Origin of the sequence: Pseudoroseomonas ludipueritiae (assembly GCF_014490445.1) — a bacterium.
Classification (GTDB): Bacteria; Pseudomonadota; Alphaproteobacteria; order Acetobacterales; family Acetobacteraceae; genus Pseudoroseomonas; species Pseudoroseomonas ludipueritiae.
Window position 1 is genome coordinate 1 of the sequence record NZ_JACTUZ010000147.1, and the last position, 11,355, is coordinate 11,355.

The following is an 11,355-nucleotide window of genomic DNA, read 5'->3' on the forward strand; positions in this document are numbered from 1 at the left end:
CCCCGGCTGTGGCGAGGCCGGCTGCGCCTGGGCCCGGCCGCAGGCGCAGGCCGCCATCGCGCCGGCGGCCGTGGCGGCAAGACCTCGCCCCAGTGCCCGCCGCCCCAACCCCCCTTGCAGACGCTTCATGGCGCAACCTCCGCTCCGCTTGTTACTGGGGGGTAGAACCGTGCGGCGGCGCGGATGTTGCGTGCTCAGCTCAAACGGGCCGTCACCGGGCCCAGCGCAGCACCAGCGGGTCCAGCCGCCGTGCCACCGTCATCAACCCGGCGCGGGTGGCGGGGGAGAGGGCGGGGATCGGATGGCGCCCGGCCTCGGAGGCGATGATGCCGCCTTCCTTCATCAGTGCCTTGGCGGCCAGCAGCCCGCATTGCCGGTTCTCGTAGTTGATCAGCGGCAGCCAGCGGCCATAGGCCTCGGCGGCGCCTTCCTTGTCCCCGGCGAACCAGGCATCGGTGATCTGCCGGATGCCGTCCGGATAGCCGCCACCGGTCATGGAGCCGGTGGCGCCGGCTTCGAGGTCCGCCATCAGGGTGATGGCTTCCTCGCCATCCCAGGGGCCGACAATGGCATTGCCGCCCAGCGCGATCATGTCCCGCAGCTTGTTGGCGGCGAAGGGAACCTCGATCTTGAAGTAGGAGAGGTTTTTGATCTCCCGCGCCATGCGGGCCAGAAAGGCGGCGGAAAGCGGCGTGCCCGCCACCGGCGCGTCCTGCACCATGATGGGGATGCTGATGGCATCCGAGACCAGGCTGTAGAAGTCGAAGATCGCGGGCTCCGGCACGCGGATGGTGGCGCCGTGATAGGGCGGCATCACCATCACCATGGCCGCGCCGGCATCCTGCGCGCGGCGGGAGCGCTCGGCGCAGAGGCGGGAGGAGAAATGCGTGGTGGTGACGATCACCGGCACCCGGCCCGCCACATGCGCCAGGATGGTATCCTGCAGCACTTCGCGCTCATGGTCCGAGAGCACGAACTGCTCGGAGAAATTCGCCAGGATGCAGAGCCCGTGCGAGCCGGCGTCGATCATGAAATCGACGCAGCGGCGCTGGCCCGCGAGGTCCAGGCCGCCGCGTTCGTCGAAGATGGTCGGCACCACCGGAAAGACGCCCTTGTAGGCCTCTGCCATGTCCTGCTCCCTTATCCGCCCGGTTATCGGGTCGTTCGGTGGAAGCTTGCCATGGCCGGTGGCGCGCGGCCAGATCAGGCGTCGTTCAGCGGGATCTCCACCTCCAGCAGCGGCGCGTGTTGCTGGGCGCCATAGACATCGGTGTCGCCGATGTCCCCGGCCGGCACCAGCCGCGGCAGGGTCGCCTTGAAGGCGGCGGCGGTGTCGTAGGGGGTGAAGAGCACGTCCTTCTCCTCCACGCCGTAGAGGCGGGAGAAGAGGGCGGCGTTCAGCACGCCGGTGGCCTTCACCTTGCGGTACATCTCATGGTCCTCGAACAACACGTCGATGGTGACCATGAAGGGGCCGGCGTTCTTGCTCTTGCAGATCTGCGCGATCTCGCGAATGCGGGGCATGACGTGGCTCCTCACACCATCTCGTATTCGATGGGGAACATCTCGTAGGGGTCCTTCGGCGCCACGACATGGAAGACGCTGAAGCGGAACATCGGCCCCAGCTCGATGTCGGAGGGGCTGAAGGGGAAGGCCATGTTGCCTTCCTTGCACAGGCGGCCGGGGAAGTCGGCATGCAACATGGAGGTGCGCGCCATGGCCAGCACGGCGTTGGCGATATCCTGCGTGCGGCCCACCACCTCGATCACAAAGCCCAGCTCGTGGGAGGTGATCTCCTTCCGCGGCTCCCAGGACGCCATGACGCCGTCCTTGCCATAGGTGCGCACCACCATCTGATAGTCGCTGGGCGGCACGCCGAAGGAGGCGGCCTTGGTGGCGACCTTGTCGCGGTGCGTCTCCAGGTAGCTGTCGATCTGGCCGATCAGCACCGGGTCGCGCGTGCCGCAGATGGTGATGGCGCGATAGCCGGCGCGCTCCACGCCCTCCAGCTTGATGGTGTACTGCTCCGCCGGCGTCCAGGTCATGCCGTCGATCTTGACGGCGCGGTCGCTGACGGCCGTGAAGGTGCAGGCGCTGGTATCCAGCAGCCCGCCCGGCTCCACATGGTGGATCGGGCTTGAATTCTCATGCAACGCGAAATTGGCCACCGCCAGGGGCGTGGAGCGGCGGATCGGGTTCGGCGGCTCGCAAACCACGTGGTCGTCGCGCACGCGCAGGAAGATGCAGTCCGGCTCCTTCGGCACGGAAGGCTCGGCGCCGCATTCCAGCATCTTGCCGGCGTACCAGCTCGGCGCCGGCTTCATGCCCGCGCGGATGGCCGGGCCCGCCCATTGCGCCGGGTCGGAGGACCGCCCGGCGAGGATGACCTGCGCGCCATTGTCCAGCGCGCGGTTGAACGGCTCCGGACCCATCATGCCGACGATGCGCTCGGCGCGGCGGATGGTCGCCTCGTCCAGCGGCTTCATCTTGGCCAAGGGGCGGGAGAGGCCGGCATTGACGCGCTCGATCAGGCTCTCGGCGTCCTGCTCCGAGTGAATGAGGGCCATCTTGAAGGAAAGCCCCTCTTCCTTCGCGATCTCACGCACCAGGGCAGCGGTGTCTTGCAGGTGCGGCTCGCCGCCTGCGCCACCGGCGGTGCCGATGATGCAGGGGATCCTGGCCGCGCAGGCCGCCATCAGCATCAGCCGCAGATCGCGCTTGACCGAAAGGCGCGAGCAGAAGGACTTGCCGGCGCCCAGGTAGTAGGGCCCCGGGTCGGTGCTGCCGCCATCGCAGCCGATGACATGCGGCTCCCACGACATGCCGATGCGCAGGGATTCCTCGGCATAGCCGTATCCGAGGATACCGCTTGTCGAGAGCATTCTGAACTCTTGCAAAACACGCTCCTGAAATCGAGTTCCAACCGGGGCGAAAGGCGCTCAGCCCTTGGGCAGCAGCCCGTCCCTGTCGGCCTGCTGCCAGCGCTTGTCCTCTTCCAGCAGCCGGCTGGCGAAGGCGGCGCGCGACAGGTCCGTCGGGTCCACGGCCAGGTTCTTCAGGCGCTCCTTGAGCGCGGGGGTCTCCATGGCCTTCAGCACCTCAGCATTCAGCTTGTCCGCGATGGTCTCGGGCAGCTTGGCGGGGGCGAACATGCCGAACCAGCCGGTGAACTCCGCGCCCTGCACGCCACTTTCCGCCAGCGTGGGCACATCCGGCAGGAAGGCCGAGCGCTTCTCGCTGCTGATGGCCAGCACCCTGACCGTGCCCGCGGACAGCAGCGGCATGGCGGTGGCGGTGCTGCCCCAGGCCACGGGCAGGTGGCCGCCGGTCAACTCGGCCAGATAGGCGCCGCTGCCGCGATAGGGGATCTCGATCATCTCCACGCCGGCGCGCTTGCCGAACTGGTTGGCGGTGAAGGAGGACTGCGCGTCCGAGGTGCCCTGAGCGATGGCGCCGGGTTTTTCCCTGGCGGCCTTCAGCAGGTCGGCCAGGCTGTTGTAGGGGCTCTTCGCCGCCGTCATCAGCACCAGCGGGTAGCGCGCCGTCATGGCGATGGGCGTGAAGTCCGTCAGCGGGTCGAAGGGAATATTCGGCGTGATGTAGCGTGACATCACGTGGGTGGAGGTCACCACCATCAGCGTGTAGCCATCGGCCGGGCTGTGCATCACGGCCTCGCTGCCGACGATGCCATTGGCGCCGGCGCGGTTCTCCACCACGAAGCTCTGGCCGAGGCTGCTGCCCAGCGCCTCCGCCAGCGCGCGGGTGGTGACATCGGTGCCGCCGCCGGGGGCATAGGGAACGATGACGCGCACCGGTTTGCTCGGCCACTTGTCCTGCGCCCGGGCCGGGCGGGTGACGGGCATGGCCAGCGCCGCCAGGCCGGCGCCAAGCACCGTGCGGCGCGTCGAGGATGCAAGCATGGTGTGGTTCTTCTTCATCGTTCTCTTCCCCTCGGAGTTTTTGTTTTTCAGCCCAATTTCTGGAACCCGCCGAAACCGCCGGCGAGTTAGATCAATAGTGGCGTGCCCGCGCGGAGGCTGAGGCCCCGCACGGTGCCGACAGTGATGGAATGGGTGGCGTGCACATGCTCCGCCTGCAGGCCGCAGCCGAAGTTGGCCACGGCGCCCCGCAGCATCGGTACGCCGGTCTCCGCCTGCTCCTCGGCCAGCAGGTTGACGCTGAAGCTGCCGTGGGCGCGCATCAGCGGATGCGCGCTGGCGCTGGCATTGGCGCAGCAGAGCAGCATCGGCGGCGCATCGCTCAAGGAGCGGAGGGCGGTGGCCGTCATGCCCGCCGCGCTCATGAGACTGCGCGCATCGCCGGCTGGCGCCAGGAACCGATGGCCGGCTTCTCCAGCCCCAGATTCTCGCGCAGCGTTTTGCCCGCATAATCCTTGTGGTAGAGGCCGCGGCGCTGCAGCTCCGGCACCACGTAGCGGGAGAAGTCCTCGAAGGCGCCGGACATATGCGTGGCGGCCAGCACGAAGCCGTCGCAGGCGCGGGCGGTGAACCATTCCTCCATCTGGTCCGCCACCTGGGCCGGCGTGCCGCAGAAGATGGGGAACTCGCCGATGGTGCCGCGGCCGGAGAAATGCACGAAGTCGCGCACTGTCGGGTTCGGCTTGCCGGAGAGGGCGACGATGCGGTCCTTGAAGCCGGTCCAGGAGAGCTTCTTCAGTTCCTCATCCGTGAACTCGGAATCCAGGTCCTTGGAGCCGAAGTCGAAGTTCAGTGCTTCCGAGAGCAGCACCAGCGCGTCGATCGGCTTGGCCAGGGCACGGATGTATTCGCGCTTCTCCTCAGCCATCGCCTGCGTCTCGGCGACGCAGACATAGCAGGCCGGGCAGACGGAGACGCTGTCGGGGTCGCGGCCGGCGGCGGCGACGGAGGCCTTCAGCTCGCCATACTGCTTCTGGCCCATCTCCTTGTTGGGATAGACCACGAAGATCAGCTCGCCCCAGCGGCCGGCGAACTGGCGGCCACGGCCGCTCTGCCCCGCCTGAATCAACACCGGATGGCCCTGGGCCGAGCGCGGCACCGGCAGCGGCCCGGCCGACTTGAAGTACTGGCCCTGGTGGTTGAGCTTGTGGACCTTGCTGCCATCGGCGAAGCGGCCGGAGGCCTTGTCGCCGATGATGGCGTCGTCCTCCCAGCTATCCCACAGGCCCATGACGACTTCCATGAACTCGTCGGCGCGCTCGTAGCGCGCGTCGTGCGCCAGGTGGCCGTCGCGGCCGAAATTGGCGGCTTCGGAATTGTTCAGGGAGGTGACGACGTTCCAGGCGGCGCGGCCGCCCGTCATCAGGTCCAGCGTCGCGAAAAGGCGGGCGACGTGGAAGGGCTCGTAATAGGTGGTGGAATAGGTGACGCCGAGGCCGAGCTTCTCCGTCGCCATGCCGATGGCGGTGATGATGGTGGCGGGGTCCATCTTCACCACGCGCACGCCATTCTCCACGGCGTCCCGGTGGTCGTTGTTGTAGATGTCCGGCATGGCCAGGCGGTCGTCGAAGAAGGCGAGGTGGAACTTGCCATCCTCCAGCGCGCGGCCGATGCGCTGGAAGTACTTCGCGCTGAGGAAGTCCATCGGGTTGGCGGGGTGGCGCCAGGAGCCGGGGGCGATCGAGCAGTTCTGCGCCTGCAGGAAGCCCACCATTTTCATCTGCCGTTGCGACGTGCTCATCGGCTCAGTCTTTCCTTCTGCCGGCGGTGGGGCCACCAGGCCGGCGCGTTTCCCCAGGCAGCGGCACTGCGGTCGAATGCGCGAACGTTTGCGCGTTGTGCGCACAGTAAGGCGCGGTTCCTGGCCTGGGTCAATCAGAATAAAAGGTTAACTTTTCTGACATTCTTGCTGGCTGCCAAAGAATTCACGGTGGATCTGGGTGATCGTGCGGGCGAGATTTGCGCGAACGATAGCGCACTAAAGGCCTGTGCTATGATAGGCCCCATGAATGACGCCTCGCCTCCAGCCGCCAGTCGCCAGCGTGCCACCATCGTCACGCTTTCACGCATGGCGGGGGTGGCGCCTTCCACCATCTCCCGCGCCCTGAAGGGCGACACGCGCATTTCCGCCGAGACGCGGGCGCGCATCGCCGCCCTGGCGCAGGAGCTGGGCTATACGCCGAACGCCCTGGCGCGCACACTGTCCTCTGGCCGTAGCGGGCTGATCGGGCTGGTGCTGGGGCCCTCCACCCACCCGATCTATACCGAGATGCTACATGAGGCCGTGGCCCAGGGCGGCGAGCGTGGCATGCGGATGCTGATGATCCATGCCGGCGCCGGGCCGATCGAGGACAAGACCGCCGAGGCGTTGCTGCAATACAAGGTGGATGGTTGCCTCATCACCTCGGCGGAATTGTCCTCCCGCGCCGCCGCCGTCTGCGCCGCCAATGGCGTGCCGGTGGTGATGGTGAACCGTGTGGCCCGCGAGCACGGCAGCGCTGTTGCCTGCGACAACCTGGCCGGTGGCGCGGAACTGGCCGCGCTGCTGATGGCGCGGGGGCATTGCCGCTTCGGCATGGTCAATACCTCCAGCCCCACCTCGACGGCGGTGGAGCGCGAGCAGGGCTTTGTGCGCCACCTGGAGCAGGCGGGCCATAAGCTGATGCTGCGGCTGGACGGCCAGTCCACCTATGACGGCGGCTACGAGGCTGGGCGCCATATCGCCGCGCTGCCGCCGGAGGAGCGGCCCGATGCCATCTTCGCCGTCAGCGACATCATCGCCATGGGCGTGCTGGATGCGCTGCGGCTGAACGGCCTGCGGGTGCCGCGGGATGTCTCCGTGGTGGGCTTCGACGACATCCCGGCCGCCGCCCGGCCAATCTATGACCTGACCACCGTGGCGCAGCCACTGAAGGCCATGATCCGGCGCGGGCTGGACCTGCTTTGCGCCCGCATGGCGGACCCGGACCTGCCCGATGAGGCCGTCACGCTGCGGGGCAAGCTGATCATCCGTGGCTCCGTGCGGCCGGTGCCCGGCTGAGGTGCCCCGGCGGTCCGCAAGCTCGCCAGCATGGCCGCAAGATCGAGCGGCGCGATGTCGGTGTCCGTGAGGCCGGCCGCTTCACCATGCGCTGACAGGGCGCTCAGGGTCCGGCGGCGCTGCGCGCGAGGCGTTGCGCCATGCCGCCCGCCAGAGTCTCGGCCATGCAGAGATAGCCGAGGTCGTTCATGTGGAAGCCATCCGGCGAGAGCATCGGCACCTTGTCCGGCAGGGCATCCCAGAAGCGCATGATGGCGTAGCGGCGCATCAGCGGCACGCGCTTCTCCGCCGCCACGCGCTCGATGCCCTGCACGAAGTCGCGGTAAAGATCCTCGTCGGACACGCCAGGGAAGAACTGCGGGTCGATCAGCAGCAGGTCGAGCCCACGGCCCAGCACGAAATCCGCGCCCTCCCGCAGCGTCGCCGAGAAGGCTTCAGCGGAGATGTGGCGCATGGCGTCGTTGGTGCCGAGCTGCCAGAGCACCACATCCGGCTTCCAGTCCTCCACCGACTTCCGCATCCGCACCAGCGTGGTGGAAGCGACCTCGCCGCCGATGCCGTCGTTGCGCACCGTGATCTCGGCACCCGGCAGCAGCCGCACCAGCGCATCCCGCAGCCGGGGCGGATAGGCATGCGCGGCCACCGAGGCGCCCACTCCGGCGGTGGAGGAGGAGCCGATGGCCAGGATGCGCACCGGCTCCTTGTCCCGCAGCAGGGCCGCCATGCGGGGCAGGGCGAATTGCAGCCTTTGCAGCTCCCCCGGCACGGCGCAGGTATCGGGCACATTGCCCACAGGTGGCGGGGCGGTGCTGCCGGGGGAGGCGGGCAGCAGCGGTGCCGGCGCGGGGGTGGGGGCGGGGATCGCCGTCTGCGCCCGGCTCAGCCTCGCCAGCCCGAAGGCCGCGAGGCCGGAGAGCAGCAGCGCCCGCCGCATCAGAAGGGCAGGGCCGCCTGGCCCGGCGCCACGGCGGCGGACCGGCTGCTACGGCGCTTTTCCGCCAGGGTCAGCAGCCAGGCCATCAGGATCTGCGCCCCGATGCCGAGCGCGACATAAAGGATATCGAAGCCTGCGCCGTTATGGCCTGTCTGCCGCAGCGTCACGCCTGTCATGCTCAGCACCAGCCCGGTGCAGAAGACCGGCAGGGAATGGCGGCCCATCATGGCCAGCGGGCTGGTCGCCGGCCGTGCCCGTGCCCAGGCCTGCAGGGGCGAATGCACCACCACATAGGCCAGCGCCAGCACATGCAGCAGGCGCGGCACGGAAAGGTACTGCTTTTCCAGCACCAGCAGGAAATCGCGCAGCACCACATCCTCCGCCACGGGCGCGAGGTGGAAGACCGTCACGACCATCGAGACGATCAGGAAGCCCAGCGCCAGCAGCCAGGCGGGGCGGTGGTAGGGGATGGTGAAGCCCGTGCGCTCCCGCTTGCAGCCCAGGGCGAAGCCGATGGTGAAGAGGAACTGCCAACTCAGCGGATTGAAGAACCAGCCTCCTTCCATGGGATAGGAGGGCAGGTTGGTGCGCGTCAGCCCGGCGGCGGTGTAGAGCGCGGCGGAAAGCACCAGGGTCAGCGAGAGGCTGCGCGTGCCGAGCCACAACAGCAGCGGCAATATCGCGATCAGCACGAAATACAGCGGCAGGATATTCAGGTATCCCGGCTGGTAGCTGAGGGTGACGGCCGAGACCAGCGCCTGGATCGGGTCGGCGATCAGCGGGTCCAGCGCGACGACGTTGAAGAGTTCCGCATCCCCCGTGCGCAGCACCGCCCAGGCGAAGACGGCGCTGCCCAGCACCAGCATGGCGAGATGCGTGGTGTAGAGGCCGGCGGCGCGGCTCATCACGCGCAGGGAGACGTTGAAGCGCTCGCCCGAATGGCTGTTGTAGCGGCCGGAATAGGCGCAGGCGGCGGCATAGCCGGCGAAGAGCACGAAAAGTTCCGCCGCATCGGAAAAACCGAAGTTCTTGTGGGTCCACTTCTCCAGCACATTGCCGGAGACATGGTTGATGAAAATCGAGACCAGCGCGAAGCCACGCCACACATCCAGCGCCGTATCCCGCTCCGGCGGAACCGGACGGGCCGTGCCGCCAGTGGCGGTTGGCGCTGCGGTGGACGACATGGCGTGATCCTTCCTTTCGTCGCGCCGGGGCGCGACAAGCCAGAAACGGCCGGGTGGAGACGCGGTTGCGCCGGCTAGCCGGGCGCGAGGTCGACAGCCACCTCCAGCCAGTGCCGCCCACCGCCCAGGATGATGCCCCGGAGCGGCGAGACATCGCTGAAGTCGCGGCCCCAGCCCAGCACCACATGCTCTTCCGCCACCACCAGGTCGTTGGTCGGGTCCAGGCCCACCCAACCATGCGCCGGGCCGAGCCAGGCCTCCACCCAGGCATGCGACTGGTCGGCGCCCCGCCGCGCCACGCCCCCCGGCGGCGGCCGGGTGCGGATATAGCCGGAGACGTAGCGGGCCGGCAGGCCGAGGCCGCGCAGGCCGTTGAGCATCAGGTGGGTGAAGTCCTGGCAAACCCCCGCCCGCTGCGCCAGCACCTGGGAAACCGGCGTGGCGATGCCGGTCACGCCCGCGCGGAAGGTGAAGTCTCGCCGGATGCGTGCGTTCAGGTCCAGTAGCCCGGCCAGCACCGGCCGCCCCGGCAGGAAGGAGACGGCGGCATAATCCCGCGCCGCCGCGTTCTCGGGCAGCATGGGGGAGGGGAAGGTGAATTCCACCGCATCCGGCGCCGGGGAGGCGGCCACCTGCTCCCATGGCAGGGTCTCGCCTGCGGGCGGCGGCGGGGGGAAAGAGGCCTCCACCCACATCTCGGCCACCACCTCGAAGCAGTCATGCGGCTGGTCGATGGAGAGCCAGGTGACGTGGTTGCCGAAATGGTCCAGGCCGCGCGTCAGCCGCGCCGGGGCCGGCGTGCAACGGATCTCCTCCGCCAGCACCCGCTGGCCGGGCATGGCGCGGGGGGAGAGGTGGAGCATATGGGTCGCCATATCCACCATCTCGGCATAGCGATAGGTGGTGACGTGGCGGACGCGCCAGTTCATCGCGGCCTCAGGGACTATGGGCCAGCGCCGGGGCGGCCTCGATCTGCCCGCCCAGCGCCTGCGCCGCTGGCAGCAGCGCGAAGTAGCGGCGGGTGAGGGCATCCGAGAGGCTGGCCACCTCCGCCTCCACCCGGCCGATGGCGGGCGCCAGGGCGGTGGTGGCGGCGGCCTGCTCCGGGCTGGCCAGGATGGCGGGGGGCATGGCCTCCACTTCCGCCACCAGTGCTGCGGCGGTGGCGGCCAGCGCGGCGTCGCCGAGGCCAGCCAGCAGGCCATGGATGGCGCGTAGCTGGAAGCCCAGGCCGCGCGGGTTGCCGGGGTCCGCCAGCACCAAGTCCAGCGCCGGGGCCGGCTGCAGCACGCCCAGGTAGCGGCTGCGGTAGGTGATGACGGAATCGCAGAGTTCCAGCGCCAGCCGCAAGCCGGCCTCGACCCGTGCCGGCGCCTGGGCCAGGGCGAAATGCAGTTGGAAGGCGATGCTCTGCGCCCGCTCCACCCGCCGGCCGAGGTCCAGGAAAGTATAGCCGCCGGCCCGCACCATGTTCTCCGCCGCCACGCCCGCGAGGCCGGCGGTATAGCGCAGCACCTCGGCCAGCAGGGCTTCCAGCGCATCCAGCCCGCGCACCGTGGCGGCCTGGGCCAGCAGGCCGCGCAGGGGCTGGGTGAAGGTGGCGTAGAGATCCGTGGTCAGGCGGTCCCGCACCGTTTCCACCAGCCGGCCGACCTGCCCCAATTGCTCCACCACCGCGCCGCCGGGCTGCACACCGCGCAGCAGCTCATCCCGCAAAGGGCCGGTGCCGGCGCCGCTGGGCCGTTCCTCGGCGGCGATCAGCCCGGCATGGTGCAGGCATTGGGCAAGGGTGGTCAGTTCCACCATCTCATGCGGCAGCAGCGGGCCACGGTCCAGGCGGCAGAGGGCGGCGCGCATCAGCCGTGCCGCGCCTTCCAGCCGCTCGGCATGGCGGCCGAGCCAGAAGAGGTTGTCGGCCACGCGGGAAGGCAGGTCGCCCGCCGCGCGGCGGATGGCCAGCGGCGGCTGGCGCTGCGCGCCGGGGCCGGCGATGCGGCTGTTCTCCTGGTGCGGCACCCAGACATCCTTGGCCAGGGTGGTGCCATCCTCGGCTTCCACCCGCGCCAGGCCGCCGGGCAGGATGTGCCACTGGCCGCCGTGCTGCATCAGGAACAGTCGCAGGCGCAGCGGGCGCGGCACCAGCGCATCGCCCTGCACGCAGGGCGCGAGGGAGCCCGCCAGCGCCCGCTGCGCCGCGTAATCAGCAGGGCGCGCGGCGATGCGGGAGGCCAGTTCCGCCCGGGCCGCGAGGTCCAGCGC

Annotated in this window: 11 protein-coding genes; 1 reads left to right on the forward strand and 10 read right to left on the reverse strand. The window is 69.1% G+C overall.

The annotated features are described in order from the left end of the window. Positions 1-211 precede the first annotated feature (211 nt). The 6 genes from IBL25_RS21065 to IBL25_RS21090 form a co-directional block, all read right to left on the reverse strand. Positions 212-1,129 (reverse strand): dihydrodipicolinate synthase family protein, encoded by a 918-nt coding sequence (locus IBL25_RS21065; RefSeq protein ID WP_187780468.1) that lies wholly within the window; start codon positions 1,127-1,129, stop codon positions 212-214. Positions 1,130-1,203: 74 nt separating this feature from the next. After that, on the reverse strand, positions 1,204-1,524 hold the full coding sequence (locus tag IBL25_RS21070) for a DUF4387 domain-containing protein (protein ID WP_120639625.1): 321 nt from the start codon (positions 1,522-1,524) through the stop codon (positions 1,204-1,206). An 11-nt stretch (positions 1,525-1,535) separates the two neighbouring features. Continuing rightward, positions 1,536-2,882 (reverse strand): acyclic terpene utilization AtuA family protein, encoded by a 1,347-nt coding sequence (locus IBL25_RS21075; RefSeq protein ID WP_187780469.1) that lies wholly within the window; start codon positions 2,880-2,882, stop codon positions 1,536-1,538. A gap of 57 nt (positions 2,883-2,939) precedes the next feature. Then, positions 2,940-3,938, reverse strand: coding sequence for a Bug family tripartite tricarboxylate transporter substrate binding protein (locus IBL25_RS21080; RefSeq protein ID WP_187780470.1), 999 nt, complete (start codon positions 3,936-3,938; stop codon positions 2,940-2,942). A gap of 68 nt (positions 3,939-4,006) precedes the next feature. Continuing rightward, positions 4,007-4,288: a flavin reductase family protein gene (locus IBL25_RS21085; RefSeq protein ID WP_187780471.1), complete on the reverse strand. Its 282-nt coding sequence runs from the start codon at positions 4,286-4,288 to the stop codon at positions 4,007-4,009. Between the two features lie 11 nt (positions 4,289-4,299). Further along, a complete protein-coding gene (locus IBL25_RS21090) occupies positions 4,300-5,679 on the reverse strand; it encodes an LLM class flavin-dependent oxidoreductase (protein WP_187780472.1) in 1,380 nt (459 codons plus the stop codon). Positions 5,680-5,943: 264 nt separating this feature from the next. Between IBL25_RS21090 and IBL25_RS21095 the strand changes: the two genes are divergently transcribed. Next, positions 5,944-6,978, forward strand: a complete 1,035-nt coding sequence (locus IBL25_RS21095) for a LacI family DNA-binding transcriptional regulator (protein WP_187780473.1) — start codon at positions 5,944-5,946, stop codon at positions 6,976-6,978. 103 nt (positions 6,979-7,081) lie between these two features. Here the strand turns inward: IBL25_RS21095 and IBL25_RS21100 are convergent, their stop codons facing one another. From IBL25_RS21100 to IBL25_RS21115, 4 genes are all read right to left on the reverse strand, one after another. Next, on the reverse strand, positions 7,082-7,912 hold the full coding sequence (locus tag IBL25_RS21100) for an SGNH/GDSL hydrolase family protein (RefSeq protein ID WP_187780474.1): 831 nt from the start codon (positions 7,910-7,912) through the stop codon (positions 7,082-7,084). Next, positions 7,912-9,096 (reverse strand): OpgC family protein, encoded by a 1,185-nt coding sequence (locus IBL25_RS21105; protein WP_187780475.1) that lies wholly within the window; start codon positions 9,094-9,096, stop codon positions 7,912-7,914. The genes IBL25_RS21100 and IBL25_RS21105 overlap by 1 nt, the downstream gene beginning before the upstream one ends. A 74-nt stretch (positions 9,097-9,170) precedes the next feature. Beyond that, on the reverse strand, positions 9,171-10,025 hold the full coding sequence (locus IBL25_RS21110) for a transglutaminase family protein (protein ID WP_187780476.1): 855 nt from the start codon (positions 10,023-10,025) through the stop codon (positions 9,171-9,173). 7 nt (positions 10,026-10,032) lie between these two features. Then, positions 10,033-11,355, reverse strand: a 1,323-nt coding sequence (locus tag IBL25_RS21115; protein WP_187780477.1) for an alpha-E domain-containing protein, incomplete at its 5' end; no start/stop codon positions are given.

Bases quoted from the DNA above. Each gene is read 5' to 3' on its own strand.
- IBL25_RS21065 (WP_187780468.1), bottom strand. From the start codon at position 1,129: ATGGCAGAGGCCTACAAGGGCGTCTTTCCGGTGGTGCCGACCATCTTC.
- IBL25_RS21070 (WP_120639625.1), bottom strand. From the start codon at position 1,524: ATGCCCCGCATTCGCGAGATCGCGCAGATCTGCAAGAGCAAGAACGCC.
- IBL25_RS21075 (WP_187780469.1), bottom strand. From the start codon at position 2,882: ATGCTCTCGACAAGCGGTATCCTCGGATACGGCTATGCCGAGGAATCC.
- IBL25_RS21080 (WP_187780470.1), bottom strand. From the start codon at position 3,938: ATGAAGAAGAACCACACCATGCTTGCATCCTCGACGCGCCGCACGGTG.
- IBL25_RS21085 (WP_187780471.1), bottom strand. From the start codon at position 4,288: ATGACGGCCACCGCCCTCCGCTCCTTGAGCGATGCGCCGCCGATGCTG.
- IBL25_RS21090 (WP_187780472.1), bottom strand. From the start codon at position 5,679: ATGAGCACGTCGCAACGGCAGATGAAAATGGTGGGCTTCCTGCAGGCG.
- IBL25_RS21095 (WP_187780473.1), top strand. From the start codon at position 5,944: ATGAATGACGCCTCGCCTCCAGCCGCCAGTCGCCAGCGTGCCACCATC.
- IBL25_RS21100 (WP_187780474.1), bottom strand. From the start codon at position 7,912: ATGCGGCGGGCGCTGCTGCTCTCCGGCCTCGCGGCCTTCGGGCTGGCG.
- IBL25_RS21105 (WP_187780475.1), bottom strand. From the start codon at position 9,096: ATGTCGTCCACCGCAGCGCCAACCGCCACTGGCGGCACGGCCCGTCCG.
- IBL25_RS21110 (WP_187780476.1), bottom strand. From the start codon at position 10,025: ATGAACTGGCGCGTCCGCCACGTCACCACCTATCGCTATGCCGAGATG.